Below are 26,303 nucleotides of genomic sequence, written 5' to 3' on the forward strand. Positions count from 1 at the left end.
CACCACAGATAGATGACCTGGGTCAACTGTTCACCAGCCGTCCACGTGACGGGCGAAACGTTCTACCGGCCCCAAACGAGGCCGCACGCGTTCCCTGTCGGGAACTGAGAGAAATGGACACTGCATGTCGTTCACGCTCACGGCATCCGGTCAGGCCCCACGGCGTCCCCGACGCCGAGCGGTCGCCTGGATCACCGCCGCCACACTGAGCACGACTCTTGCATTCGCGGGTGTCGCGGGCGTTCCCGCGTTCGCGGAAGAGACGTCGAACTTCACCGGCATCATCCTCGGCGTCGGTGCCGACGAGTCGCAGCGCATCGTCACGTGGTACTCCTCCGGCGACACGAACCAGGTGGTGCAGGTCGCACCCACGGCGTCGCTCGTCGACGGCGAGTTCCCCGCGGACGCGGCGACCTTCACCGCGACCGGCGCCGCGAACATCGCGTCCAGCGGCGGGTACAACCGGCACGCCACGCTGACCAACCTCGCCGAGAGCACCGCGTACTCGTACCGCGTGGGTTCGCAGGGCAACTGGTCGTCGGCGTACACGTTCTCGACCCGCTCTTTCGAGGGCGACTTCGACTTCCTGTTCTTCGGCGACCCGCAGATCGGGGCGTCGGGGAACGTCGCGAACGACGGCGCCGGATGGGCCGACACGCTGGATGTCGCGCTCGGCGCCAACCCCGAGGCGGAGCTCCTCGTCTCGGGCGGCGACCAGGTCGAGACGGCGAACACCGAGACGCAGTGGGACGCGTTCCTCGCGTCCGACAAGCTGCGCCAGTACCCCTGGGTCGCCACGATCGGCAACCACGACGTCGGCGGCAAGGCGTACGAGCAGCACCTGTACACCCCGAACACCGACCGCTCGGGCGCGTACTACTCCAACGGCGACCCGGCGTCGAACACCTCGGGCGGCGACTACTGGTTCATCTACAAGGACGTGCTGTTCATCGACCTGAACAGCAACAGCTACACGACCACCCAGGGCGGCGGCGGTGACGCGGCCCACGTGGCCTACGTGACCGACGTGGTGAACAACCACGGCGCCGACGCCAAGTACACCGTGCTCGTCTACCACCACTCGATCTATTCCGCGGCCTCGCACGCGAAGGACGGCGACAACAAGGTCCGGCGAGTCGACTTCCCGACGGCGTTCTCGAACCTCGGCGTGGACCTCGTCTTGCAGGGACACGATCACGTCTACACGCGCAGTTACGAGATCCGCAACGGAGTGAAGGCGAACCCCGACGAGCAGCCGGGCGACGACGAGCTCTTCGCCGGCCCCGGCGGCGTCATCTACATGACGGCGAACTCCGCCTCGGGCTCCAAGTACTACAACATCACTGCTCCTGACAGCAGCGGGACAAGCGGTGCCGGCAACGGCGCCGACCCGCTGAACCCGAGCAGCTACTGGTACAACTCGGTGCAGAGCCAGGAGAAGGTGCGGTCGTACGTGAAGGTCTCGGTGCAGAAGGACCAGCTGGTCGTGCAGGACATCCGCAGCGCCGCCGCGGCGGCGGACAAGCCGGTCGGTTCGGTCGTGGACCAGGTCACCATCCACCCCGACCACGGCGAGGGCGGGCAGGAGATCCAGGTCGACGTGCCAACCGCCGCGCCGGGCGAGTTCGGGTGGACGATCGCCGGCGACAACGGTCTCGTCGACCTCGGCACCGCCGAGGAGCACAGCGGCGAGTACTTCGAGGCGAAGGGGCAGATCAACCCGATCACCGTCTCCGACACGCGTCGTTCGCTGGCGCCCTGGTCGATCGCGGCCTCCGTCGGTGACTTCACGGACGGCTCGAAGACGTTCTCCGGCAAGTTCCTCGGGTGGACGCCGAAGGTCGTCACCCCGGGTGCGGGTGCGGCGGCGGCTGAGCCGGTCGCCTCCGGTTACGACGGCGGAGACGGCCTCGCGGTCTCGCGCGGACTGGGCGCAGCGGCGCAGGGTCACGAGCGTGGTGAGGCCACGCTCGGCGCGGACCTGGATCTCAAGATCCCCACCAGCGCCGACCGCGGAACCTACCGCGCGACGCTCACGCTGACCGCACTGGCCGGCTGAGACAGGCCGTTGCGAGGCGAGCCCGTGCCCGCCTCGCAACGGCTCTCGCCCTGATCTACCCAGAAAGCCAAACATGAGAGCATCGTCCCTTCTCCGCCTCGCGTCCGCGTCGGCGCTGAGTGTGCTGCTGGCCGCTGCGCCGTCGGCGGCCGGCGCGCACGCGGCTGTCCCAGCCGCCCCGAGCGCGAGCGCCGCCCAGAGCGGCGATGTCACGTGGACGGTCCGGACCGAGTCCAATCGCCTCGGCGCGGATCGCACGAGCTTCACGTACACGCTGAACCCGGGCGCCACGATCCAGGACGGGCTGGTGGTCGCCAATCACGGGGATCAGGCGCTCGACCTCGCCGTCTATGCCGCCGACGGGTACACCACGGATTCCGGCCAGTTCGATGTGCTGGTGGCCGGAGCGGATTCCGCAGGAATCGGCGCATGGCTGCACGCCGACGTGGACCGTGTCGCCGTCGCGCCCGGAGGGTCCGCGACCATCCCCTTCACGGTCACGGTCCCCGAGAAGGCGACACCGGGGGATTACGCCGGCGGAGTCATCACCTCCCTCGGCGCCGAGGACGACGAGGCAGGTGTCTCGGTCGACCGACGGCTCGGCATCCGGATCGATCTGCGGGTCGCGGGCGAGCTGACGCCCGCACTCGCCGTCGAGGACGCCCGCGTCGACTGGCAGGGAGGACTCAACCCCTTCGCGACCGGTGACGCGACGCTCACGTACACATTGCACAACACCGGCAACACCCTCGTGACGTCTCAGGAGTCCGCGACGGTCGCCGGGCCGTTCGGCTGGTTCGCGCGGGACGCCGGGGAGATCGCGGCCCCGCCCCGCCTGCTGCCGGGGGAGTCGTGGACCCAGCGGGTGGCCGTCCACGACGTCGGCGCCCTCTTCGTCCTGACGGCCACGGCGATCGTCATCCCCGTCGTGACCGACGCCGCCGGTACGACCGCCCCTCTGGAGCCGGTGACGGCGACCGCTGCCGGCTGGGCGGTGCCGTGGGTCGCGCTGGGGATCCTCGTTCTGGCCGGGCTCGCCGCCTTCTTCATCGTCCGCCGGATCCTCCGGCAGCGCGCGAAGCGGAAGGAGCAAGAAGACGCTCGGATCGCCGAGGCCGTGGATCGCGCCCTGGCGCACGACCGTCGCGCGCGCGAACGCGACGGGGCACCGGACGATGCCGAGATCCCCGTTCCCTGACCCCGCCCTGGAGGGTGCCCGGGCGAGTTCACATTTGGCACTGGGCAGTAGGTAAGGCTAGCCTAATGTCATGCCCTCGACTCAGACCGCGGTCCGGCCTGCCTACCGTCCGTACAGCGCCGAGGTCGCGCGCAGCGTGCGGCTGTCACCGCACTTCGTGCGCGTCACCTTCACGGCCGACGAGTTCGAGCACTTCGGCACGGCGCGCCTGGATCAGCGCATCAAGATCGTGCTGCCGCACCCGGACGGCACCTTCTCCGACTTCGGGCAGGACGAGGGAGCGGGGGACTGGTACGACCGCTGGCGCGCCCTTCCGCACGCCGAGCGCAACATCTTCCGCACCTACACCGTCCGGCGGATCGACCCGGACAGCAGAGAGCTCGACGTCGACTTCGTCACCCACCACGACGCCGGCCCCGCCGGAGCGTGGGCCGAGCAGGCCGTCCCGGGTCAGCAGCTGATCATCGTCGGCCCGGATGCGCGCAGCCCGCTCTCGGCCGGTGGTCTGGACTGGCACCCCGGCACGGCTCGTCGCGTCCTGCTGGCCGGCGATGAGACAGCCGCCCCCGCCATCACCGCGATCCTCGAGCTGCTCGGCGACGAGTACGACGTGGATGCCTTCATCGAGGTGCCGACGGCCGACGACGTGCTCGACGTGCGCCATCACGAGACGGCGCGTCTCACGTGGCTGCCCCGCGAGGACCGGCCACACGGCGCACGCCTCATCGATGCTCTCGCGTCGTGGGCGGATGCCTCCGGCGAGGTCCTGGCGCGCGCGGCGGCGCCCCGTCGGCAGCTGGTCGACGACATCGACGTCGATCTGGAGCTGCTGTGGGACAGTCCCGATCCGGCCGACGGAGAGTTCTACGCGTGGATCGCCGGGGAGGCTGCGACCGTGAAGACGCTGCGCCGCATGCTGGTGAGCGAACGCGGAGTCGACCGCAAGCGGGTCGCGTTCATGGGGTACTGGCGGCTCGGCCAGGCGGAACGCATCGAATGAGCGGCGTCGCCCGCACGCGACGGGCGCGCCTCGTGCTGGTCTGTGTGATCGTGCTCCTCGGCGGAGCCGTCGTGCTGAGCCTCGGCGTGGGCGCGCGCGCCATCGCACCCGCCGACGTGGTGCAGGCCTTCTTCGCGCCGGATCCGGACAGCGCGGACCACACGGTGGTGCTCTCGCAGCGGGTCCCGCGTACCGTGATCGGCTTGCTCGCCGGGGCGGCGCTGGCGCTCGCGGGAACCGTCATGCAGGGCCTCACGCGCAATCCTCTCGCCGATCCGGGTCTGTTCGGTGTGAACGCCGGCGCCGCGGTGGCGGTCCTCGCGGCGATCACCCTCGCGGGGATCACGACGCCCGCCGGTTTCGTGTGGTTCGCGTTCGCCGGCGCCGCGGTGGCCGCACTCGTGGTCGCCGTCATCGGCTCACGGGGCGCCGACGGCGGGAATCCGGCGAAGCTCGCCCTGACCGGCGCCGCGGTGACCGCCGGCCTCACCGCGGTCATGCTGATGATCCTGACGACCAACCGCGAAGCGCTCGACGTCTACCGGTACTGGTCCGTGGGAGGACTGACGGCGCGAGGGCTCGACGCGGTCGCCGCGGTCGCCGGTCCCGTCGCGGTGGGGCTGGTGCTGGCGGCCCTGTGCGCGCGCGGCCTCGATCTGATCGCCCTCGGCGAAGAGACCGCGACCGGGCTCGGTCACAACGTGACGCGAACGAGGGCGCTCGGCATCCTCGCCATCGTCCTGCTGTGCGGCGGCGCGACCGCGATCGCCGGGCCGATCGTCTTCCTCGGGCTGCTGGTGCCGCATGCCCTTCGTGCGCTGGCGGGCTCCGACTACCGCTGGCTGCTGCTCATCGGCGCGCCGGCGGGTGCCGCCGTCCTGCTCCTGTCGGATGTGCTGGGGCGTGTCATCGCGCTGCCCGGCGAGGTGCAGGCCGGCCTGGTCGTCGCGTTCGTGGGGGCGCCGCTGCTCATCTCGCTGGTGCTGCGCACACGGCAGGTGGCCCTGTGAGCGCCGCGCCGCACAGCGCATCCCCGGCGCGGATGACCGCTTCGGGGCCTCCAGGCCGCGTGGCTTCGGTGCGGGCGCGGGTGCGCCGCCGACGGCTTCTCGTCGGAGCCGGGGTGGCTCTGGTCGTCGTGGTCGCGGCTGTCGTTTCGCTGTCGATCGGCGATTACACGCTGACGCCGACGGACCTGTGGCGCACCCTCGCCGGCGGCGGATCGCGTGTCGAGGAGTACGTGGTGTTCCAGGTCCGGGCTCCCCGCATGGCGATGGCCCTCCTCGTGGGGGCGTGCCTGGGGGTCGCCGGCGCTCTGCTCCAGTCCTTGCTGTCCAACTCCCTCGCCAGCCCCGATCTCCTGGGCATCAGCGGGGGAGCCGGGGCGGCTGCCGTGTTCGGCCTGCTCATCCTGGGGATCGGCGGACCGCTGCTGGCTCTGTTCGCGTTCGTCGGCGGACTGGTCGTGGCGACCTTCCTGCTGCTGGCGGGCCGACGCAGCGATGGCGGGTACCGGCTCATCGTCGCCGGGGTGGGCATCTCCTTCCTGTGCGCTGCGATCACCAGCTACCTCATGGTGCGCGCGAAGGTGGAGCTGGCCCAGGCCGCGCTCATCTGGCTCACCGGGAGCCTGGCCTCGACACCGTGGTGGAACGTGATCGTGGTGGCCGCCGTCGCGACGGTGAGCGCGCCGTTCGTCATCGCGTGCGCGCGCTGGCTGCCGCTGACACAGCTGGGCGCGCCCACGGCGGTGTCGCTGGGGGTGCGACCCGCCCTGGTGCGGGGCGTCGCAGTCGTGGTGGCGGTGCTCCTCACCGCCACGACCTGCGCGTTCGTCGGACCCATCTCGTTCGTCGCACTGTGTGCGCCGGCGATCGCCCGGCCGCTTCTCGGCCACGGTGCGGTCGGCATCGGCACGAGCGCAGCAGTGGGCGCTGCCCTCCTCGTCGCAGCAGACCTGGTGGCCCAGTACGCGGTGCCGGGAGTCTCCCTGCCGGTCGGGGTCGTCACGGGCGCGATCGGCTCGCTCTTCCTCCTGTGGCTGCTCACCGCATCGAAAGGACGACACCTGTGACCACCGCATCCGCTCCCGCGCCGGCTCCGCGGCTGGCCGCTCGCGGTCTCGCGGCCGGATACCCCGGACGTCGCGTCATCGCAGACCTCGACCTCGAGATCGCGCCCGGGCGGATCACCATGATCATCGGCGCGAACGCCTGCGGCAAGTCGACCCTGCTGAGCGTGCTCGCCCGTGTCAACAGCCCGCTCGGGGGCGCTGTCGAGCTCGACGGCACCGACGTCTCCACCATTCCCCGGCGCACCTTCGCGCAGACCGTCGGCCTGCTGCCGCAGCACCCCACGGCCCCCGACGGGCTGACCGTGGCCGAACTCGTGTCGCGAGGCAGGCACCCGCACCGCGGAGTGTTCCAGCGCTGGAGCGCGACAGACACCGCACGAGTCGATGAGGCGATGGCGCGGACGGGCGTCAGCGAGCTGGCGGACCGTCCGGTCGGCGATCTGTCGGGCGGGCAGCGCCAGCGCGTGTGGATCGCGATGGCGCTCGCCCAGAGCCCGCGGATCCTGCTGCTGGACGAACCCACCACGTTCCTGGATCTGAGTCACCAGATCGAGGTGCTCGACCTGCTCCGGGAGCTCAACCGGAGCGACGGGACGACGATCGTCGTCGTGCTCCACGAGCTCAACCTGGCAGCACGCTACGCCGATGACCTCGTCGTCATGTCGCACGGGCGTGTCGTCGCCCATGGCTCGGCTCACGAGGTGATGACTCCCGCGGTGATCGCGGAGGCGTTCGCGCTGGACGCGCTCGTCATTCCCGATCCCCTGACCCAGACCCCCCTTGTCGTTCCCGTCCCCGGCGGCTCGCATGTCGTCGCGGACGAGGGGTGACCTGACGAAAGGAAACACAGCGATGCCTTCTCGCGTCTCGTCCTTCGGCGCTCTGGTGGCGCTCACGATGGCCGGCGCTCTTGCGCTGACCGGATGCGCCGGACCGGCGGCCGACGAACCAGCCGCCTCGTCCACGGCCGCCGGAGATGCGTCGGCGTTCCCGGTGACGTTCGATCACCTCTACGGTGAGACGACGATCGACTCCCCGCCCGAGCGGGTCGCGACGTGGGGGTGGGGGGCGACCGACGCCGTGCTGGCGCTCGGAATCGTTCCCGTCGCCATTCCCTCGATGGATTACGGTGGCGGCGACGACCGCATCACCCCCTGGGTCGAAGACGCCATCGAGGAGCTCGGCGGCGACGCGCCGGCGATCCTCGACAACGCCAGTTACGAGCTGTCGGTCGAGGAGCTCCTCGCCGCCGACCCCGACGTGCTGATCGCGCCGTACTCCGGCCTCACGGAGGAGGAATACGACGCTGTCACGGCGGCCGGCATTCCCGTCGTCGCCCCGGAGCAGGCGCTGTGGGCCACGCCATGGCGGGACGTCATCACGGAGACGGGCAAAGCGCTGGGCCTGAGCGCTGAGGCGGAGGACGTGCTGGCGGACCTCGACACGCAGATCGCCGATGCCGCCGCCGCGCACCCGGAGTTCGAGGGAACATCCATCGCGTACATCGATGACGACGTCGACACGCTGTACGCGTACCTTCCGTCCGATGCGCGCGTGGAGATCCTGCAGGACCTCGGCTTCGTCCCTGCCGAGAGCGTCACGGCGCTGGACAACGGGGAGAGCACGTTCTACACGACAGTCAGCTACGAGAACCTGGACCAGATCGACGCGCAGGTGATCTTCACGCAGGCCGAGGAGCAGTCCGCGCTCGACGAGTTCCTCGCGTCGGACAGGGGACAGCTGATCCCCGCCGTCAAGAAGGGCGCCGTCGCGGCGATCGTCGGCGAGGAGAACGTCTCCGCCGTCTCGCCGACGGCGCTGTCCCTGCCCTGGCTGCTGCCCACCATGCTCGAGCAGCTCGCCGCGGCGACCGCGACCGCCCGGGGCTGATCTCCCCGACACGCAGAGGACCCCGGCCGCTCGGCCGGGGTCCTCTGCGTCGTGGAGATGGAGGAGTCAGGAACGCTTGCGCTTGTCGACGGCGCGCACGAGCGCCCACGCGCCGGGGATGATGGCCGCGGCGAGCGCAGCCTTGATGACGCCGCCGACGATGAACGGCAGCAGCCCCGCCTCGATCACCTCGCCGAACGAGTAGTCCAGGCCCAGGACGACGTTGAGGATGAAGGCCATGTACGGGATGCCCACCAGGAACGGCATGACGCTGGCCGCGGCGAACCCCACGAACGCCAGCGCGGGGCGGCGGTCCCAGGCGCGCTCGGCGAACCACCCCGCGACGAACGCGGAGAGGATGAAGCCGATCACGAACCCGAAGCTCGGCTTGCCGACGGCAGCGACCGTCCCGGTGAATCCTGCGAAGACGGGGAGGCCGGCCAAGCCCGCGAGCATGTAGGTGCCGAGGGCCGCCGCGCCGCGCCACGCGCCGAGTGCCGCGCCCACCACGATGACGCCGAGCGTCTGCCCCGTGATGGGCACCGGCCACAGCGGGATCTCGACCTGGGCGAGCAGGGCGACGATCGTGGCTCCCGCGACGATCAGCCCGGCGTCCAGCGCGAAGGCACGGGCACGGGAAGAGGGACGGGCGATGACGTCGGCGAGCACCCGACGTGTCCCGGCGGCGGCGGTCGAGGCAGCGGCGATGGATGACATGGCACTCAGCCTAGGGGCCGCCTGCACCCGATACTTGGATGGCGTCCACCAATGATCGGCCGATCCGCTGTTCACCATCCACCAGCGGCCCCCACGCGGACCGGGCTCCCTTCTGCGATACGCGAGAGCGATGAAGCCGTCACGCGACTGCTTCGCACCGGTGTGCGCGCCAGACGCAGGGCGGCGATGAGGAGGGCGACGGCTGCTGTCGCGGTGAACGCGGTGGTGCCGGCGACGAGCAGAAGCGCGACGGCTGCGGCGCCCACGGATGTCGCGGCGATCAACCGGCGCACCGAACGCGTCGCCGCCGGTGCTCTCACCGCCTCGATGCGTGACAGGGGCCGAGCGACGACGGCGGTCACCAGCAGCGCGACCGCGAGCCACAACGGCCGCCCGATCCACCACCCCGGCCCGTCGATCGGAGGCAGCGGCATCCCGCTCGTCATGGCCGCGGCGGCCGTGATGCCCGCCAGACTCAGCAGCACCGGCATGTGCCACAGGTAGATCGTCATCGCGCGTGGCGTGACGAACGCCGTGAGCGCCCCGGGCACTCGTCGCTGCGCAAGACGCTCCACGTGCGCTCGGTACAGCGAGAACAGCGCGGTGTGGATGACGCCGACCAGCAGCAGCGCCGTCGTGGGCGGATTGATGTTCGCCACGAGGTCGGGGGAGTGGATGCCGCCGGCGAACGACAGCGCCAGCATCGCGGTCGCCCCGGCGGCAGCGATCGCTCGCGTGCGGCGCGAGAGCGCATCGATCGCTCCGTCGGCCAGGAAGAACCCGACTTGCTGCAGCGCCAGCCAGACGAAGGCGAGGTTGATGAAGCCCAGCGCGTCGACGCCCGTGGCGATCCGGGCGACGTCGACGATCAGCGCGAGCCCGGCGAGCACGCCGAGCGATCGCAAGGGCGCGGATTCGTGGAGGCGCACCAGCACCGGCAGCAGTGCCTGGCACACGAGGAAGACGCCGAGGAACCACAGCGGCTGGGCGAAACGGAAGCCCGCGAGCGACACGAGATCAGCCCCGACCCCCGCGGCCGAGAGCATCGCCAGCAGGGCGCCGGCGGCGCCGATCGTGACGACGGCGGGCAGCAGCAGGCGATGGATCCTCCCGGCGACGAACTCGCGGGCGCTGCCGCCGCGTGCTCGCGCACGGCGGAAGGCGGTGACGCCCGAGAACCCTCCGATCACGAAGAACAGCGGCATGACCTGCAGCGCCCAGCTCAGCGGCACGATCCACCACGCTCCGTCGCTCGCATTCAGGAACGCGGGGCCCGTGGCGGTCACCTCGACGCCGACCATCATCGCGTGCAGCAGCACGACTCCGACGATGCAGACGGCCCTGATCAGGTCGATCGCGCGGTCTCGCCCCCGGCTGCGGGATGGGGATGCCGCACGGGCGGCGTCTACGACAGTCATGAGTCCTCCTCGGGAAGCGTCCCGGGAAGGCTATGGAGACGGTGTGCGGGCAGGCATCACTCCGTGGTGCCCACCCTCCTCACTCCAGGGAGGGATATCAGGGAGCGGGTTCGACGAGGCCGGCGTCGTAGGCGAAGATGACTGCCTGCACCCGGTCACGTGCGCCCAGCTTGGCGAGGACCTTGCCGACGTGAGTCTTCACGGTCTGCTCCGAGATGAACAGCTCGCTCGCGATCTCGGCGTTCGAGCGGCCGCGTCCGATGAGCGTGAGCACTTCTCGCTCGCGCTCGGTGAGCTCACGCAGGGCGGACACCGCCCGCCCGGTACGCGGCCGCCGCGCGGCGAAGTGCTCGATCATCCGACGGGTGACGCTGGGCGCCAGGAGCGCATCGCCGGCGGCCACGACGCGCACGGCATGGACCAGGTCGTCCGGCAGCGCATCCTTCAGCAAGAAGCCGCTGGCGCCGGCCTCCAGCGCGTCGTAGACGTAATCGTCGATGTCGAAGGTCGTCAGCATGAGGATCCGGGGAACGCGTGCGGCCGGGAAGTCCGGTCCGAGAATGCGTCGCGTCGCCGCGATGCCGTCGACGCCGGGCATCCGCACATCCATGAGCACGACGTCGGGGCTGAGCCGCGCCGACAGGGCGACCGCCTCGGCGCCGTCCGCGGCCTGCCCCACGACCCGGATGTCGTCCTGGGCGTCCAGCAGGGCGGCGAATCCTGCCCGTACCATGGCCTGGTCGTCGGCCACGAGCACGCTGATCGTCATTTCGTCTCTCCGTCCGAGGCGGGGGCGCTCGGCGCGTCGGGCGCGAGCGGGAGCCTGGCGGCGACGGTCCAGCCGCCGTCCGGGTCAGCGCCGACGCTGACGGTTCCGCCGACCAGGGCGGCACGTTCCCGCATGCCGAGCAGCCCGTGCCCGTGATGCGACGCCGGGGGTGTCGATTCCGCCGAGCCGGTCGGCGCGTTGCGCACCCGCAGCCGGAGGGCCGCGGCATCCACGTCGACGACCAGCTCGATCGGGGCCTGGGGCGCGTGGCGCACGGCGTTGCTCAGCGCCTCCTGGACGATGCGGAACGCCGCGATGTCGACCGCGCTGGGCAGCTCCGAGGCAGCCGGCGGAAGCGTCGCGTCGATGACGGCGCCGGCGCGGCGCACCGTCTGCACGAGCTCGCCGATGTCGGCCAGGCCCTGCTGCGGCGCGAGATCGGCATCCTGGTCATCGGTGCGGAGCACGCTGAGCAGGCGTCGCATCTCGGTCAGACCGGTGCGCGCGGTCAGGGCGATCTCGTCGAACTCGCGGGCAGCGTCATCGGAGAGTGCCGGAACCCGGTAGCGCGCCGTCGACGCCTGGACCTGGATGAGCGACATCCCATGCGCCACCACATCGTGCAGCTCGCGGGCGATGCGGGCACGCTCTTCGACCACCACCCGCCGTGACTGCTCCTGCGCGCTGACCTCACGCTCGCGGGTGAGCTCCGCTCCGACACGGAGGCGGCTGGCCACTAGCACCGCCACCAGGAGTGCCGCTCCGGAGATCGCGGTGACGATGACGAGATTCACCACCGACGCGACGAGCGGGACCGCGACGGCGAGTGCGATCGCCACGGCCAGCGTTCCGACGATCGCCGGGATCCACGCCAGCAGGGCGAGACGCCAGCCGTGCAGGAAGGCGACGACGCCGATGAAGAGGAAGAACACGAGCATGGCGGGAACCGACCACGGCCACGGCGCGGTCGTCGCATCGACGACGGCAAGTGGCAGGGCGATCGCCGCGACGACGAACGCCGCAACGCCCGACCGGGGGAACCGCACCGCGAGCAGCGGGGACGCGCACAGCAGGACGCCGAACAGGAAGGCGAAGGCAGCCGGCTGCTGGTAGAGCGCGATGTGCACGGGCACCAGCACGGAGAACAGCGCCACCATCGCCAGTGCGAAGGCGCCGAAGGCGACCAGACGCGCCGCGTCGCGGCGCGCCGGCGTCACAGCGGATCCGGGGGGTGTGGAGGCGTGCACCTTGTCATCCTGTCAGTCCTGGGCATTCGCAAAGACGCCGCGTACACCACGGCGCAGCAACGGGGCGCGCGACGAGGTCCGTGATCGGACCATCCCGGAACGGTACGCCGCCGACGCCGGGGGAGGCATCCCCCTGCGGTACCGACCGCATCCCTCTGCGGAGCTATCCGGCGCCACGGTCGCGACCCGGACGGAGCGGGGCGAGCGGGCCGTATACTGGATGGCTGGCCACTCGGCCAGCTCTCACTCCACCGACGGAACGGACATCCGCTGTGCTCGCCGTGCACGACCTTGAGATCCGCGTGGGCGCCCGCGTGCTCATGTCGGACGTGTCCTTCCGCGTGTCCGACGGCGACAAGATCGGGCTGGTCGGCCGCAACGGCGCAGGCAAGACCACGCTGACCAAGGTGCTCGCCGGCGACGTGCTGCCCACGGGAGGAAAGGTCGAGAGGTCGGGAGAGCTCGGCTACCTGCCCCAGGACCCGCGGTCGGGCGACCCGGAGATGCTCGCCCGCACCCGGATCCTCGACGCCCGCGGCCTCGGATCGCTCGCCATCGGCATGCACGAGGCATCCCTGGCGATGGCGTCGGACGACCTCGACGTCGCGGCTCGCGCCATGAGGAAGTACGGAAACCTCACGGAACGCTTCGAGGCGCTCGGGGGGTACGCGGCCGAGGCTGAGGCGGCGTCGATCGCCCACAACCTGTCGTTGCCCGATCGCATCCTCGACCAGCCGCTGAAGACCCTCTCCGGCGGTCAGCGTCGCCGCATCGAGCTTGCTCGCATCCTGTTCTCCGACGCGCAGACGATGATCCTCGACGAGCCGACCAACCACCTCGACGCCGACAGCGTCGTGTGGCTGCGCGACTTCCTGAAGGGATACAAGGGCGGTCTCATCGTCATCAGCCACGACGTGGAGCTCGTGGGCGAGACGGTCAACCGCGTGTTCTACCTCGACGCCAATCGCCAGGTCATCGACGTCTACAACATGAACTGGAAGAACTACCTGCGCCAGCGGGTGGCCGACGAGGAGCGTCGCAAGAAGGAGCGCGCCAACGCCGAGAAGAAGGCGACCGCGCTTCAGCAGCAGGCGGCGAAGTTCGGTGCGAAGGCCACCAAGGCCGCCGCGGCGCACCAGATGATCGCTCGTGCGGAGAAGCTGCTGTCAGGTCTGGAAGAGGTGCGCCAGGAGGACCGGGTGGCGAAGCTGCGGTTCCCCAAGCCCGCGCCCTGCGGCAAGACACCGATCACCGCGTCCGGCCTGTCGAAGTCGTACGGTTCGCTGGAGATCTTCACCGATGTCGACCTCGCGATCGACCGCGGCTCCAAGGTCGTCGTGCTCGGCCTGAACGGTGCCGGCAAGACGACGCTGTTGCGGATCCTCGCGGGCGTCGACAGGCCCGACACCGGTGTGGTCGAGCCCGGTCATGGCCTGAAGATCGGCTACTACGCGCAGGAGCACGAGAACCTGGACGTCTCGCGGTCGGTGCTGGAGAACATGATGTCGGCGGCGCCCGACATCACCGCCACCGAGGCGCGAAAGGTGCTCGGATCGTTCCTGTTCACCGGCGACGACGTGCTCAAGCCCGCGGGGGTGCTGTCGGGCGGCGAGAAGACGCGGCTGTCGCTGGCCACGCTCGTCGTGTCGTCGGCGAACGTGCTGCTGCTGGATGAACCGACCAACAACCTCGACCCGGCCTCGCGCGACGAGATCCTCGGGGCGCTGGCGCATTACGAGGGAGCCGTCATCCTCGTCTCCCACGACGAAGGCGCCGTGGAGGCCCTCAACCCGGAGCGCGTGCTCATCCTGCCCGACGGCGTGGAAGACATCTGGGGCCGCGACTACGCGGATCTCGTCACGCTCGCGTGACCTATCCGCGTCAGCGGCCGGCGGCGTCGAGCAGGGCGTCCTCGTCCTCGGCATCGCGGTCCCTGCGGCGTCGTGGCGGCGCGGGCTGCGCGGCATCCGTCGTCGGCTCCGCCGCAGCGGCCTCCTCGGCGTCTTCGCGGCGGTGGCGGCGCTCCGTCCGGATCACGTACCCGATGAAGACGAAGCCCATCACCGCGAAGAGGATCCACTGGATGGCGTACGACAGGTGAGGACCGGGGTCGTCGGACGGCGCCTCCAGCGCGTTCGGTGAGGTGGCCGGCGTCGGGTCCTCGCTCACCAGCACCCCGTACGCGCTCCGCTCCAGCGCGGCGCCCGACTCCGCAGAGATCGCGCCGGCCGCGAGCTCCAGGTTGATCGTCGGCACCTGACCCTCCGGGGCCGACCGGCCAGACGAGGGCAGGGCCTCGCCGGGCCGCAGCCGCGCCACCACGGTGACCTCGCCGGCCGGGGGTGCGGGAACCGCGTCCGGTTCCGGCTGGTCCTGTCCGGGCGGTACCCAGCCCCGGTCCACCAGGATCACACGGCCGTCGTCGAGCCGGAACGGAACCAGCACCTCGAACGCGGACGTGCCGCCGTGCGGGCGGTTGCGGGCGAGCAGCTGGTCGTCGGTGAGGTAGGTGCCGGTGAGGCGGACGGGACGCCATTCGTCCTGCGGGTCGAGCTCGCCGCCCGCGGGGATGACCTCTGCGAGCGGCACCGCTGCGGCGTCGTAGTTCTCGGCGACGAGGGCGAGCTGCCCGGCCCGCTCCTGATTGCGCGAGAACTGCCAGTTCGACAAGAACGCGCACGCGATGGCGAAGACCACCGCCAGGGCGATGTAGATCGCCCACCGCCCGGCTCGCGGAAGCCGCTGCATGCTGACGGATCGGCGCGTCATCGTGGCGCCCCGGTCTCAGCCAGGGGCGCGACAGAGAGGGGGAAGTCGCGCGCGGCCAGGAAGTCCCGCAGGTAGTCGACGTGCTCGTCGCACGCCACCCACGTCTTGCGGCGGTCAGCGGTGTGGATGCGGGGATTGCGCCAGTCGATGCGCCAGTGCGCCGTGGCGCGGCATCCCGCTCGCGAGCAGACCGCGTCGGCGACCTGCCCGCTCGACTGCGCGCTCATGCCGGCCGGTCCGGGGTGCCGTCTGTGCCCGATTCGGGGGGCGCGACCGGATCGGTGCGCGCCTCTTCGATGCGGATCACGCGGGGCGCGGCGGGCGGTGCCGTGGGCGCGGCTGCGGGAAGGGCCGGCTCGGGATCCTCCCGACGGTTGCGCCTGGCCTCCTGACCGACGTTCGCCGAGACGACGGCGATGTAGGGCAGGAAGATGGCGGCGGCGCCGAGCACCCACGTGTACCAGCCGTACGGCGTGATGACGACCATCAGGATGAAGCATGCGATCCGCACGCCCATCATCACCAGATACCGCGTGGACCGCGCGCTCACCTCGTCGCGCGGTGCGCGCGGCAGGGATGTCGCCGACGGGGCGTGGCTCGAGCTCTTCACGGTGCTTCCAGCGTACGCCGGTTGCATCGCTTGATCGCCCTGGGAGCGGATCCCGGGGCGGGGGATTCAGGAGCTGTAGGTGTAGCCCTGGTAGGTCGCCACGAAGAACGAGAAGAACAGGATGGCGGCGATGATGCCGAGGACGGCGAAACCCACGCCGACCCACCCGACGATGGTGCCTGCCAGCGCCATGCCGCGACCTTGCTCGCCGCTGTTCTTGAGCTGGCTGAGCGACATGTGACCGGTGATCACGCCGACGATCGAGCCGATCAGCGGCAGGATGACGAAGGCCGAGATGGATGCGATGAGAGAGACGATCGCGAGGGTGTTCGTCTTGGCCGGGGCGCCGTAGCCGTAGCCGGCACCGTATGCCGGGGCGGCGCCGTAGGCCGACGGAGAGCCGTACGCCGGCGCGGAGCCGTAGGCCGGAGGCTCCGTGGGGGCGCCGTACGCGGGCGGCGGGTAGCTGCCCTGCGGCGGCGGATACGCGGCCGGTCCGGGCTGCGCGGGCTGCTGTGCCGACGGCGCGGGCGGGGCTGCCGGAGCGGGCGGAACCGGCGGATACGCGCCCGGTTCGGGTGCGGGGTTCTGAGGAGGGGTGTCGCTCACGGTGGCCCTTTCGTCGGTGTCTGCGTCCAGCGTTCCAGCGCCGCCCGGGGCTGTCAAACGGGAAGGGGAGGACACCGGAGCCGCCGCTAGGCTGGTGCGGATCCGCCACTGAACCCGGGAGCGTCCCCTATGTCCACTGATCGCGTCGTCCTCGTCACCGGCGGCAACCGCGGCATCGGCCGCGCCATCGCCGAACGCTTCGTCGCCGCCGGGTACAAGGTCGCGGTGACGGCGCGCTCCGGCGAGGGGCCCGAAGGCGCTCTGACGGTGCGCGCCGATGTGACGGATGCCGCCGCCGTGGATGCCGCCTTCACGGAGGTGGAGAGCACCCTCGGACCGGTCGAGATCGTCGTCGCCAACGCCGGCATCACCAAGGACACGCTCCTGCTGCGGATGACCGAGGACGATTTCGACAGCGTCGTCGCGACGAACCTCGGCGGCGCCTTCCGCGTGGTCAAGCGAGCATCGAAGGGCATGCTGCGCGCCAAGTGGGGACGCGTGATCCTCATCTCCAGTGTGGTCGGGCTCTACGGCTCCGCCGGCCAGATCAACTATGCGGCGTCCAAGAGCGCGCTCGTAGGCTTCGCTCGGTCGTTGACACGTGAGCTCGGCGGACGGGGCATCACGGCGAATGTCGTGGCACCGGGCTTCATCGAGACGGACATGACCGCCGAGCTCCCGGCCGAGACCCAGGCCGAGTACAAGAAGAGCATCCCGGCCGGCCGTTTCGCGACCGCGGACGAGGTCGCCGGTGTCGTGGCGTGGATGGCGTCGGACGATGCCGCCTACATCTCAGGAGCCGTCATCCCTGTCGACGGTGGCCTGGGCATGGGGCACTGATCCGATCGCATGCCTCTCGTGCTCCTGCTTCTTCGGTGAGCCGGGTCAGCCGATCGCCTGCAGGATGGCCTCGGCCACCGCGCCGGGTCGCGAGAACTGCGGCCAGTGCCCGGTGGGATCGCCGGGACGGCCCAGCTCGATGATCTCGAGGTGCTCGAGCGCCGCCAGTTCCGCCGCCCATGCCGGCGCAGCGGCGATGATCTCGCGGATCTGCGCCGCCGGAACTGTTCCGGTGATGATCGTGGCGGGCACGGAGCGACGGCGCTCGTCCGTGAGATGGATCGGGTCGGTCGGCACCCGCGCGGGCACGGAACGCGCACGATCCGCCGCCGCAGCCCTGGTCTGCGCGTCGAGGTCCGAGACGTCCGACTCGTCGAAGAAGTCCCAGCCCGGGAACGGAACGACACCGTCGACGACGGGGAATTCAGAGATCGACCCGCCGTCGCCCGGCGGGAACGTGTCGAGGAAGACGACATGCGCGACGCGGTCGGGTCGTGCATCGACGGCCCCGTAGACGACGTTGCCGCCGCCGGAATGGCCGACGAGGGCGATCGGGCCGTCGAGACGGTCGAGCTCTGCGACCGTCGCGGCGATCCAGTCGGCGATCCCGACGCCCGAGGAGTCGGCACCGGTGGCGCCCACGCCCGGCATGGTGAGAGCGTGCGTGCGATGTCCGGCCGCTTCGAGGGCGGGGGAGACCTCCCCCCACGACGACGCGTCGAGCCAGAGACCGGGGACCAGGATGATGTGCATCCTCCGACGCTAGTCGCCGGCCCCGACATCGCGCCGGGCGGGACTCCTCAGGGAAGGAGGGGGATGATCTCGGCGAGGTCCACCGGCGCCACGACGACGTCCGCGCGGGCGCGCACAGCGGGCTTGGCGTTGAAGGCGATCCCGAGGCCGGCCGCCGACATCATCTCGAGGTCGTTCGCGCCGTCCCCGATCGCGATCGTCCGATGAAGGGGCACATCGCGCTCGGCGGCCCATTCCCGCAGCGCGGCGGCCTTGCCCGCGGCATCCACGATCCCGCCGTCGACGGTGCCGCTGAGCACGCCGTCCCGGTGGACGAGGCGGTTCGCCCGCCACATGTCCACGCCGAGGTCGGGCGCGACGGTGTCGAGGATCTCGTGGAATCCGCCCGAGACCACCCCCACGGCGCCGCCACGCTCGTGCACGGTGCGGATGAGATCGGTCACCCCGGGCGTGGGCTCGATCCGCGACAGCACGCGCGCGAACGCGGCGACGGGCACGCCTTCCAGTTCGCGGACGCGGGAGCGCAGGCTCGTGGCGAAGTCCACCTCACCGCGCATCGCGGCCTCCGTCGCGGCAGCCACCTCCGGGCCGCGGCCCGCCTCATCGGCGATGAGTTCGATGACCTCGTTGCGGATGAGCGTCGAGTCGGCGTCGAGGACCACGAGGAAGCGAGCGGGGGCGACGGGCATGCCTCAACGCTAGTCGGGGCCGCCGCCGGTGCCCGACCGTGTGTCACCGCTCGACGCGGACCCCTTTGCCGACGACGGTGATGCCGCTGTCAGTGACCGTGAAGCCGCGCGAGAGGTCCCGCTCGCGATCCACTCCCACCGTCGCGCCTTCCTCGAGGAAGACGTTCTTGTCGAGGATCGCCCGGTGCACACGGGCGCCCGCGCCCACGTGCACGTAGTCGAACAGCACCGAGTCGGTGATCGTCGAGCCGCCGCCTGCGAGCGTCCACGGTCCGACCACGCTGCGCTCCAGGTGCGTGCCCGACAGGACCGAGCCCAGCGACACGATGGAGTCGATCGCGTTGCCGATGCGGCCGACCGAATCGCGCACGAACTTCGCCGGCGGCGAGTTCACCGCCTGCGAGTGGATCGGCCAGTCGGTGTTGTAGAGGTTGAAGATCGGCAGCGTCGAGATGAGGTCGCGGTGGGCATCGAAGAACGAGTCGATCGTCCCCACGTCCCGCCAGTAGTACCGGTCGCGGTCGGTCGAGCCTGGCACGTCGTTGCGGTTCATGTCGTACACGCCGGCTTCGCCTCGGCCGACGAAGTAGGGGACGATGTCGCCGCCCATGTCATGGTTGGAGGTCGGCAGCTCACCGTCGCTCTCGACCGCCTCGATGAGGGCGTCGGCGTCGAAGATGTAGTTGCCCATCGACGCCAGCACCTGGTCGGGCGCGTCGGCGAGACCGGTCGGATTCTGGGGCTTCTCGAGGAACTCCCGGATGCGCACCGGATCGGCGGGGTCCACATCGATGACGCCGAACTGGCCTGCCAGCGAGATCGGCTGGCGGATGCCGGCGACCGTGGCCCGTGCGCCGGACTCGACGTGCGCGGCGAGCATCTGGCGGAAGTCCATGCGGTACACGTGATCGGCGCCGATCACGACGACGATGTCGGGCTGCTCGTCGTTGATGAGGTTGAGGCTCTGCAGGATCGCGTCCGCCGACCCGGAGAACCAACGCTTCCCGAGCCGCTGCTGCGCCGGGACGGACGCGACGTACGAATCCAGCAGCGCCGACATCCGCCACGTCTGGGAGATGTGACGGTCCAGGCTGTGCGACTTGTACTGGGTCAGCACGACGATCTGCCGCAGGCCCGAGTTGATCAGGTTGGAGATGGCGAAGTCGATGAGGCGGTACTGCCCGCCGAACGGGACCGCGGGCTTGGCCCGGTCCGCCGTCAACGGCATCAGCCGCTTCCCTTCGCCACCGGCGAGGATGATTCCGAAGACCTTGGGAGCTGCTGGCATGGTGCCACACTAGGGCCGCGGCGAGATTACGGGTACCCGCTACACGCGGACGTCGACGTGTATTAGGTTTCGTGCCATGCGCGTCGACATCGTGACCAAGGAGTACCCGCCCGAGATCTACGGCGGGGCCGGTGTGCACGTGACGGAACTCGTGAAGGCGCTGCGGTCGAGCATCGACGTGCGGGTGCGCGCGTTCGGGGCCGACCGCGACGAGGAGGGGACCACCTCGTATCGTGTGCCGGCGGAGCTGTCGGCGGCGAACGCGGCCGTGCAGACGCTCGGGACGGACCTCGAGATCGTCTCGGACGTCGCGGGTGCCGACGTCGTGCACAGCCACACCTGGTACGCCAACTTCGCGGGCCACCTCGCCGGGCTGCTGCACGGCATCCCGCACATCGTCACCGCGCACAGCCTCGAGCCGCTGCGTCCCTGGAAGGCCGAGCAGCTGGGTGGCGGCTATGCGGTGTCGAGCTGGATCGAGAAGACCGCGTACGAGAGCGCCGCGGCGATCGTGGCCGTCAGCGACGGCATGCGGACCGACATCCTGCGAAGCTACCCGAGCCTGGACCCCGATCGCGTCCGCGTGATCTACAACGGCATCGACGCCGAGGCGTGGCATCCGGTCGAAGACGCGGAGCTGCTGGCCGAACTCGGCATCGATCCCGCCAAGCCGTCGGTCGTCTTCGTCGGGCGCATCACTCGTCAGAAGGGGCTGCCGTACTTCCTGCGGGCCGCCGAACGCCTCCCTGCCGACGTGCAGGTCGTGCTCGCGGCCGGTGCGCCCGACACCCCGCAGATCATGGCCGAGGTCGAGGCGCTCGTGCGGGGACTGAAGCAGTCGCGCGCCGGCGTCGTGTGGCTCGACCGGATGCTCTCGCGGCATGAGCTCTGCACGATCCTCAGCGCCGCCACCACGTTCGTCTGCCCTTCGGTGTACGAGCCGCTGGGCATCGTGAACCTCGAGGCGATGGCGTGCGGGGCGGCGGTGGTCGGCACCGCGACCGGCGGCATTCCCGAGGTCGTCGTCGACGGTGTCACCGGCCGGCTGGTTCCGATCGACCAGGTGCAGGACGGGACGGGCACGCCGACCGATCCGGAACGGTTCGTGGCCGATCTCGCGCGCGTGCTCACCGAGGTCGTGAGCGATCCGGAACGGGCGAGGGCGTACGGCGCCGCGGGCCGCAAGCGGGCGACCGAGGATTTCAGCTGGCAGCGCATCGCGGAGCAGACGGCGGCGCTGTACGCGGAGGTGGCGGCCGGCGGCCGATAGGCTGGGAGGCATGCCTGAGGTGCTCGAGTTCTCCGACGTCGTCGTCCGCCGAAACGCCCGGAACATCGTCGATCACCTCGACTGGACGATCAGCGACGACGAGCGCTGGGTGGTTCTCGGGCCCAACGGCGCGGGCAAGACGACCGTGCTGCAGATGGCCGACACGCTGCTGCACCCGACGTCGGGCACGGTGACGATCCTCGGCGAGCGGCTGGGCCGCACGGACGTGTTCGAGCTGCGGCCGCGGATCGGGTTCGCGTCGTCTGCGATGGCCCGGCGCGTGCCGCCCGAGGAGACCGTGCTGAACGTGGTGCTCACCGCCGCCTACTCGGTGCTCGGACGGTGGCGCGAGGACTACGAGGACATCGACGAGCGCCGCGCGCTGCGTGTGCTGGCCGAATGGAAGCTCGACCACCTGGCGGACCGCACCTTCGGCACCCTCAGCGACGGCGAGCAGAAGCGCGTGCAGATCGCCCGCGCCGTGATGACCGACCCGGAGCTGCTGCTGCTGGACGAGCCGACGGCGAGTCTGGACCTCGGCGCGCGGGAGGAGCTGCTCATCCTGCTGGGCGGGTACGCCCAGGCCCCCACCACGCCGGCGATGATCATGGTCACGCATCACGTCGAGGAGATCCCCGTCGGGTTCACCCACGTGCTGCTACTGCGCGAGGGGAAGGCGGTGGCATCCGGTCCCATCGCGGCGACCCTCACCGCCGAGGCGCTGAGCGAGACGTTCGGCGCGCCGATCCGTCTCACCGAGGACGGCGGCCGGTTCGCGGCGCGCGCTGCCCACTGATCCGCGATCCGCGGGCGATTCCGCGTCGGCCGCGCGGCCTGATAGAATCGTCCCTTGGTGCGCTCGCACCGCAGACTTTGACCGCCCTGGCAAAATCCAGGGCGCCTTCCTCAAAGGACCATCATGAAGACTGACATCCACCCGGACTACCAGGCCGTCGTGTTCCGTGACCTCGGCTCGGGCGAGACCTTCCTCACCCGCTCGACGGTGACCAGCGACAAGACGATCGAGCTCGACGGCGTCGAGTACCCCGTCATCGACGTCGAGATCTCGTCGGCGTCGCACCCGTTCTACACGGGCAAGCAGCGCATCATGGACTCGGCCGGCCGCGTCGAGAAGTTCAACCAGCGCTTCAAGAACTTCGGCTCCAAGTAACGGGTGCCTCCGGCGCCGGGCGACGGCGCCGGCATCGCAGACGTTCAGAAGACCCCGCTTCGGCGGGGTCTTCTGCGTCGGGGCAACCGCTCAGCGGATGGGCCAGCGGCCGTCCAGCCGGTCGTCCGGATCCAGCCGGCCGATGCCGATGAAGTACTCGGTGAGGCTCTCGGCCTGTGCGCGGGCCCAGCCGATCTGCCGGGTGTGCAGTTCGTGGACGGTCGGCGGCAGCCACGGAGCGAACCGCTCGGCGAGTGCCTGCGCGACCCGACCGGCCGCGACGGCATCGGCGGATGCCTGGTGTGCGGCCTCGAGCCGCACGGCGTAGTGGGCGGCCACGACCTGGAGCGTGCGCTTGCCCTTTCGCCACCGGTCGTACGCCTTGTCGACGACGAGCGGGTCGATGACAGGCGCCGGGTCCTCGATCGGCGCGATGCCGTACCGCAGGCACTCGTACTTCAGGAGCGAGAAGTCGAACGGGGCGTTGTACGCGACCACGGGGATGCCGGCGTCCAGGAGTGCCCGTACCGCATCGACCACTTCGGCCACGACGTCGGCCGCACGGCGCCCGTGGCCGCGCGCGTGCTCGGTGGAGATGCCGTGGACCGCGCGGGCCCCGTCGGGGATCGGCACGCCGGGGTCGGCCAGCCAGTCGCGGGCGCGGATCACGCCGCCGTCGGCATCCAGCAGACCGACATGGGCGGTCACGATGCGGTCGGCGGTGACGTCGACCCCGGTCGTCTCGAGGTCGAAGACGCCCACCATGCGCACCCAGTCCGGCACGTCCCACAGCGGTAGCTGCTCGGGGCCGGGGCGTCTCATGCCGATCACGGTATGCGTCGCCTCCGACATCCGTGCGAGGCTCACCGGCGCCTCGCGGATCTCCCGCCCGCCCGTAGACTCGACAGGTGGTCGCCCCCAATCCCTACGCCGCACTGCTCGAGGCGGTGCCCGTCGAGCGGCGCGAGGCGCAGGTCCTCGGCGGCACCGCCGTGTACTGGACGTACGGACCTGCGGACGCCGAGACGACGGTCGTCGCGGTACACGGCTTCCGTGGCGAGCATCATGGTCTGGAACCGGTCGTCGCCCACCTGCCGCACGTTCGGGTGATCTCCCCGGATCTGCCCGGCTTCGGCGAGACGCCCCCGATCACCGGTCGCACCCATGACCTGGATCTGTACGCGCAGTGGCTGCGGGAGTTCGTGAGGACCGTGGCCCCGGATGCCGTCATCCTCGGGCATTCGTTCGGGTCGATCGTCGTGTCGGCCGCCGTCGCGGGCGGGTTGGCGACGCCTCGTGTCATCCTCGTGAACCCGATCGGCGCACCCGCACTGGAGGGCCCACGCGGCATCCTGACCAGGCTCGCCGTCTTCTACTACTGGGCCGGGGCGAAGCTGCCGGAGCGGCCGGGCGATGCGCTGCTGCGCAACCGTCTGATCGTGCGGGTGATGAGCATCTCGATGGCCAAGACCCGGGATCCCGGCATCCGGCGGTTCATCCACGATCAGCACGACACCTACTTCTCGCGGTTCGCCGACCGCGAGGTCCTCCACGACGCGTTCGTCGCCTCGGTCTCGCACGACGTCCGGGCCTTCGCGCCGGCGATCGCTCAGCCGACGCTGCTGGTGGCCGCGCAGCGTGATGACATCACGCCGATCGAGGCGGAACGGCGCCTGGCGACGATGTTCCCCCGGGCGCAGCTCGTCGAGATCGCGGACGTCGGCCACCTCATCCACTACGAGACGCCGGCCGCCGCGGCGGCGGCCATCACACGGTTTCTCGCGCCTTCCGTCGACGATACGCGTTGACGTTCATGCGGTTCCCGCAGTTGCCGGTGTCGCAGTAGCGCTTCGATCCGTTCTTCGAGTAGTCGATGTAGACGGAGTCGCAATCGTCGGCCGAGCAGATGCGGACGCGGTCGTACTCGTCGGACCGGATGACGTCGACGAACGCCATGGCGGCCTCGACCAGGATGCGCGTCGCCAGCGGCGCGTCGTCGCTCGTGGCGTGGATGTGCCAGTCGAACCCGTCGTGCCGCACCAGTCGCGGAAGGGCCCGGCCGTCGGCGAGCATCTCGTTGACCAGCGGCACGGCCCCGTCGCGGTCGACCTCCCAGAGCTCGCGCAGTCGCGGACGGATCGCCCGGATCGCCGCCAACTCATCCTCGTCGCGGCGGATGACGCCGGTGTAGGGGTTGACGGCCAGGTACTCGTCGAACTGCTCGAGCGTCGTCAGCGTGTCTTCGTCGTCGTAGCCCGGCAGCGTGTTGACCAGGAATGTGGCCGCACGGAGGCTCAGCTCCGTGTCACGAATGAAAACCATATTGACTCCTGACACTACCCGTGGGTACTGTCACCAGTGTAAGCACGCTTGACCCCTGACAGTCGGATGCCGCCCATGACCGCCTCCACCGCGTCCATCCCCATCATCGCCCCGACCGCGACGTTCGGCTCGGCGGCGCGCATGCGCACGACAGGCCTCGTCATGGGGATCGCCTCGGCGCTGGCGTTCTCGTCGAGCGGACCGTTCGTCAAGCCGCTCCTGGAGGCCGGATGGTCGCTGGGCGCGGCTCTGCTCGTGCGCATGGGTGTGGCCGGATTGGTCCTGTCGCCGGCTCTGGTGCGGGCCATCCTGCGTCAGCGGGGCTTCTTGCGCCGGCACTGGAGACTCATCGCCGCGTTCGGCCTCATGCCGGTGCTGGGGTGCCAGCTGTTCTTCTTCTCCGCGATGCAGCGGATGCCGGTGGCCGTGGCCCTGCTGATCCAGTACCTGGCACCGGTCATGCTGGTCGTGGCGGTCTGGGTGCGCACGCGGCGAGCGCCGTCGGCGCTGGTGCTGTGGGGGTCGGCCGTGGCGATGGCGGGGCTCGTGCTGGTCGTCGACATCTCCGGCGCCTCGTTCGACCTGGTCGGCACGCTCCTCGCGCTCGGCGCGGCCGTCTGCGTGTGCGCGTACTTCGTCATCTCCGAGCGGGCCGGCGACGACCTGCCGCCGCTGGCTCTCGCTGCCGGCGGCTTGCTCGCCGGCGCGACGGTGATGGGTGTCCTGTGCCTGATCGGAGTCATGCCCTTCCATGCGCCCGCGGTCACCGTGGTGCTGGCCGGCGTCACCGTGCCGTGGTGGATGCCCCTGCTGTGGGTGGCGGCGATCGCGACCACGCTGGGCTACGCGCTGGGTGTCATGGCCGTGCCGCGGATCGGGTCGCGCGTCGCCTCGTTCGTCGGGCTCTCCGAGGTGCTGTTCGCCCTGTTGTTCGCGTGGATCTTCCTCGCCGAGGTTCCGGCGCCCGTCCAGTTCCTGGGCGGCGCACTCATCCTGATCGGCGTGGTGCTCGTGCGAGCCGACGCCGGACGCATCGCGAAGGAGGCCGCTACGGTTCCCGTCGTGCCAGGTCCATGAGCGGCGTCACGCGATGCGCGATCACCTCGCCCATCACCAGCGAGGTCTCGGTGCGCTCGACGCCTTCGATCGCCAGAATGCGCGCGTCGGTGTCGAAGAGGTGCTGCGTGTCGCGGCATGCCACCCGCACCAGCAGATCCACCTGACCCGACAGACCGTGAGCCTGGACCACCTCCGGGACACGGGCCAGTTCGATGGCGATGCGGGGCAGGTCCGCCTGGCGGACGATGACGCTGATGAAGGCCTCGATCGGGAACCCGAGGGACGCCGACGAGATCGCCCGCTCATACGAGAGGAACACTCCGGCGCGCTCCAGGCGCGCCATGCGCGCCTGGACGGTGTTGCGCGACAGCCCGAGCCGCTCGGCCAGCGCCACCACGGTCGCGCGAGGGTCGGCGGACAATGCTGCCAGCAGCTCGAGGTCGACATGATCGAGGGCACTCATAGTGCGAAACGTTAGCACGCCTTTCGGACGTGTTACTTGTCAACATGCTCAAGTGATTGTCGAATGCTTGAGCGAGGTGCGATGCAGA

General features: G+C 70.4%; 28 protein-coding genes. 14 read left to right on the forward strand and 14 right to left on the reverse strand.

The annotated features are described in order from the left end of the window. The first annotated feature begins 124 nt into the window (after nucleotides 1-124). The 7 genes from C9992_RS01260 to C9992_RS01290 all read left to right on the forward strand — a co-directional run bounded on the left by C9992_RS01260 (nucleotide 125) and on the right by C9992_RS01290 (nucleotide 8,221). Nucleotides 125-2,059, forward strand: a complete 1,935-nt coding sequence (locus tag C9992_RS01260; protein ID WP_106813787.1) for a purple acid phosphatase family protein — start codon at nucleotides 125-127, stop codon at nucleotides 2,057-2,059. Nucleotides 2,060-2,132: 73 nt separating this feature from the next. Then, nucleotides 2,133-3,257, forward strand: coding sequence for a WxL protein peptidoglycan domain-containing protein (locus C9992_RS01265; RefSeq protein WP_106813788.1), 1,125 nt, complete (start codon nucleotides 2,133-2,135; stop codon nucleotides 3,255-3,257). 70 nt (nucleotides 3,258-3,327) lie between these two features. Next, on the forward strand, nucleotides 3,328-4,257 hold the full coding sequence (locus C9992_RS01270) for a siderophore-interacting protein (RefSeq protein ID WP_106813789.1): 930 nt from the start codon (nucleotides 3,328-3,330) through the stop codon (nucleotides 4,255-4,257). After that, nucleotides 4,254-5,267 (forward strand): FecCD family ABC transporter permease, encoded by a 1,014-nt coding sequence (locus tag C9992_RS01275; protein WP_106813790.1) that lies wholly within the window; start codon nucleotides 4,254-4,256, stop codon nucleotides 5,265-5,267. Before C9992_RS01270 ends, C9992_RS01275 begins: the two co-directional genes overlap by 4 nt. 113 nt (nucleotides 5,268-5,380) lie before the next feature. Beyond that, complete coding sequence (locus C9992_RS01280; RefSeq protein ID WP_235007902.1) at nucleotides 5,381-6,331, forward strand: FecCD family ABC transporter permease; 951 nt, start codon at nucleotides 5,381-5,383, stop codon at nucleotides 6,329-6,331. Further along, entirely contained in the window at nucleotides 6,328-7,161 is an 834-nt protein-coding gene (locus C9992_RS01285; protein ID WP_106813792.1) for an ABC transporter ATP-binding protein, read from the forward strand. The genes C9992_RS01280 and C9992_RS01285 overlap by 4 nt, the downstream gene beginning before the upstream one ends. A 22-nt stretch (nucleotides 7,162-7,183) precedes the next feature. Continuing rightward, on the forward strand, nucleotides 7,184-8,221 hold the full coding sequence (locus C9992_RS01290; protein WP_235007904.1) for an ABC transporter substrate-binding protein: 1,038 nt from the start codon (nucleotides 7,184-7,186) through the stop codon (nucleotides 8,219-8,221). Between the two features lie 66 nt (nucleotides 8,222-8,287). Here C9992_RS01290 and C9992_RS01295 read toward each other — a convergent pair whose 3' ends face one another. The 4 genes from C9992_RS01295 to C9992_RS01310 all read right to left on the reverse strand — a co-directional run bounded on the left by C9992_RS01295 (nucleotide 8,288) and on the right by C9992_RS01310 (nucleotide 12,372). Continuing rightward, nucleotides 8,288-8,938: a biotin transporter BioY gene (locus tag C9992_RS01295; RefSeq protein WP_106813793.1), complete on the reverse strand. Its 651-nt coding sequence runs from the start codon at nucleotides 8,936-8,938 to the stop codon at nucleotides 8,288-8,290. 71 nt (nucleotides 8,939-9,009) lie between these two features. Beyond that, entirely contained in the window at nucleotides 9,010-10,356 is a 1,347-nt protein-coding gene (locus tag C9992_RS01300; RefSeq protein WP_106813794.1) for an acyltransferase family protein, read from the reverse strand. 97 nt (nucleotides 10,357-10,453) lie between these two features. Further along, complete coding sequence (locus tag C9992_RS01305; protein WP_106813795.1) at nucleotides 10,454-11,125, reverse strand: response regulator; 672 nt, start codon at nucleotides 11,123-11,125, stop codon at nucleotides 10,454-10,456. Then, nucleotides 11,122-12,372: a sensor histidine kinase gene (locus C9992_RS01310; protein WP_146145282.1), complete on the reverse strand. Its 1,251-nt coding sequence runs from the start codon at nucleotides 12,370-12,372 to the stop codon at nucleotides 11,122-11,124. The genes C9992_RS01305 and C9992_RS01310 overlap by 4 nt, the downstream gene beginning before the upstream one ends. 272 nt (nucleotides 12,373-12,644) lie before the next feature. On the opposite strand from C9992_RS01310, the gene C9992_RS01315 reads away from it, so the two are divergent. After that, nucleotides 12,645-14,243, forward strand: coding sequence for an ABC-F family ATP-binding cassette domain-containing protein (locus C9992_RS01315; RefSeq protein ID WP_106813797.1), 1,599 nt, complete (start codon nucleotides 12,645-12,647; stop codon nucleotides 14,241-14,243). Between the two features lie 10 nt (nucleotides 14,244-14,253). On the opposite strand, the gene C9992_RS01320 is transcribed toward C9992_RS01315, so the two are convergent. From C9992_RS01320 to C9992_RS01335, 4 genes are all read right to left on the reverse strand, one after another. Further along, nucleotides 14,254-15,141, reverse strand: a complete 888-nt coding sequence (locus C9992_RS01320) for an SURF1 family cytochrome oxidase biogenesis protein (RefSeq protein ID WP_235007906.1) — start codon at nucleotides 15,139-15,141, stop codon at nucleotides 14,254-14,256. After that, nucleotides 15,138-15,368 carry a hypothetical protein gene (locus C9992_RS01325; protein ID WP_106813799.1) on the reverse strand — a complete coding sequence of 77 codons (231 nt, stop codon included), beginning with the start codon at nucleotides 15,366-15,368 and terminating at the stop codon, nucleotides 15,138-15,140. Before C9992_RS01325 ends, C9992_RS01320 begins: the two co-directional genes overlap by 4 nt. After that, nucleotides 15,365-15,751, reverse strand: a complete 387-nt coding sequence (locus tag C9992_RS01330) for a DUF3099 domain-containing protein (RefSeq protein WP_200826198.1) — start codon at nucleotides 15,749-15,751, stop codon at nucleotides 15,365-15,367. The genes C9992_RS01325 and C9992_RS01330 overlap by 4 nt, the downstream gene beginning before the upstream one ends. Before the next feature lie 66 nt (nucleotides 15,752-15,817). Further along, entirely contained in the window at nucleotides 15,818-16,360 is a 543-nt protein-coding gene (locus C9992_RS01335; protein WP_106813801.1) for a DUF4190 domain-containing protein, read from the reverse strand. Between the two features lie 129 nt (nucleotides 16,361-16,489). On the opposite strand from C9992_RS01335, the gene fabG reads away from it, so the two are divergent. After that, entirely contained in the window at nucleotides 16,490-17,200 is a 711-nt protein-coding gene (gene fabG, locus C9992_RS01340; RefSeq protein WP_106813802.1) for a 3-oxoacyl-ACP reductase FabG, read from the forward strand. Between the two features lie 45 nt (nucleotides 17,201-17,245). On the opposite strand, the gene C9992_RS01345 is transcribed toward fabG, so the two are convergent. From C9992_RS01345 to C9992_RS01355, 3 genes are read right to left on the reverse strand one after another with little or no spacing between them, the layout of a single operon-like run. After that, a complete protein-coding gene (locus C9992_RS01345) occupies nucleotides 17,246-17,953 on the reverse strand; it encodes an alpha/beta fold hydrolase (protein ID WP_106813803.1) in 708 nt (235 codons plus the stop codon). A 47-nt stretch (nucleotides 17,954-18,000) separates the two neighbouring features. Next, on the reverse strand, nucleotides 18,001-18,642 hold the full coding sequence (gene serB, locus C9992_RS01350; protein ID WP_106813804.1) for a phosphoserine phosphatase SerB: 642 nt from the start codon (nucleotides 18,640-18,642) through the stop codon (nucleotides 18,001-18,003). Nucleotides 18,643-18,685: 43 nt separating this feature from the next. Continuing rightward, nucleotides 18,686-19,930: a glucose-1-phosphate adenylyltransferase gene (locus tag C9992_RS01355; RefSeq protein ID WP_106813805.1), complete on the reverse strand. Its 1,245-nt coding sequence runs from the start codon at nucleotides 19,928-19,930 to the stop codon at nucleotides 18,686-18,688. Between the two features lie 76 nt (nucleotides 19,931-20,006). Here C9992_RS01355 and glgA point away from each other — a divergent pair, with 76 nt between their 5' ends. The 3 genes from glgA (at nucleotide 20,007) to C9992_RS01370 (ending at nucleotide 22,371) form a co-directional block, all read left to right on the forward strand. Then, on the forward strand, nucleotides 20,007-21,200 hold the full coding sequence (gene glgA, locus C9992_RS01360; protein WP_106813806.1) for a glycogen synthase: 1,194 nt from the start codon (nucleotides 20,007-20,009) through the stop codon (nucleotides 21,198-21,200). A 10-nt stretch (nucleotides 21,201-21,210) separates the two neighbouring features. Continuing rightward, nucleotides 21,211-21,996 carry an ABC transporter ATP-binding protein gene (locus C9992_RS01365; RefSeq protein ID WP_106813807.1) on the forward strand — a complete coding sequence of 262 codons (786 nt, stop codon included), beginning with the start codon at nucleotides 21,211-21,213 and terminating at the stop codon, nucleotides 21,994-21,996. A gap of 123 nt (nucleotides 21,997-22,119) precedes the next feature. Beyond that, nucleotides 22,120-22,371 carry a type B 50S ribosomal protein L31 gene (locus C9992_RS01370; RefSeq protein WP_106813808.1) on the forward strand — a complete coding sequence of 84 codons (252 nt, stop codon included), beginning with the start codon at nucleotides 22,120-22,122 and terminating at the stop codon, nucleotides 22,369-22,371. 90 nt (nucleotides 22,372-22,461) lie between these two features. Here C9992_RS01370 and C9992_RS01375 read toward each other — a convergent pair whose 3' ends face one another. Then, on the reverse strand, nucleotides 22,462-23,193 hold the full coding sequence (locus C9992_RS01375) for an exonuclease domain-containing protein (RefSeq protein WP_235007907.1): 732 nt from the start codon (nucleotides 23,191-23,193) through the stop codon (nucleotides 22,462-22,464). Between the two features lie 86 nt (nucleotides 23,194-23,279). On the opposite strand from C9992_RS01375, the gene C9992_RS01380 reads away from it, so the two are divergent. Continuing rightward, on the forward strand, nucleotides 23,280-24,179 hold the full coding sequence (locus C9992_RS01380; protein ID WP_106813810.1) for an alpha/beta fold hydrolase: 900 nt from the start codon (nucleotides 23,280-23,282) through the stop codon (nucleotides 24,177-24,179). Here the strand turns inward: C9992_RS01380 and C9992_RS01385 are convergent. Beyond that, nucleotides 24,139-24,693, reverse strand: a complete 555-nt coding sequence (locus C9992_RS01385; RefSeq protein ID WP_106813811.1) for a CGNR zinc finger domain-containing protein — start codon at nucleotides 24,691-24,693, stop codon at nucleotides 24,139-24,141. The genes C9992_RS01380 and C9992_RS01385 overlap by 41 nt on opposite strands. A 75-nt stretch (nucleotides 24,694-24,768) precedes the next feature. On the opposite strand from C9992_RS01385, the gene C9992_RS01390 reads away from it, so the two are divergent. After that, a complete protein-coding gene (locus tag C9992_RS01390; protein ID WP_106813812.1) occupies nucleotides 24,769-25,770 on the forward strand; it encodes an EamA family transporter in 1,002 nt (333 codons plus the stop codon). On the opposite strand, the gene C9992_RS01395 is transcribed toward C9992_RS01390, so the two are convergent. After that, nucleotides 25,742-26,215 (reverse strand): Lrp/AsnC family transcriptional regulator, encoded by a 474-nt coding sequence (locus C9992_RS01395; RefSeq protein WP_106813813.1) that lies wholly within the window; start codon nucleotides 26,213-26,215, stop codon nucleotides 25,742-25,744. The two genes, C9992_RS01390 and C9992_RS01395, sit on opposite strands and share 29 nt — an antisense overlap. Between the last annotated feature and the right edge of the window lie 88 nt (nucleotides 26,216-26,303).

Origin of the sequence: Microbacterium timonense, from assembly GCF_900292075.1 — a bacterium.
Lineage (GTDB): Bacteria > Actinomycetota > Actinomycetes > Actinomycetales > Microbacteriaceae > Microbacterium > Microbacterium timonense.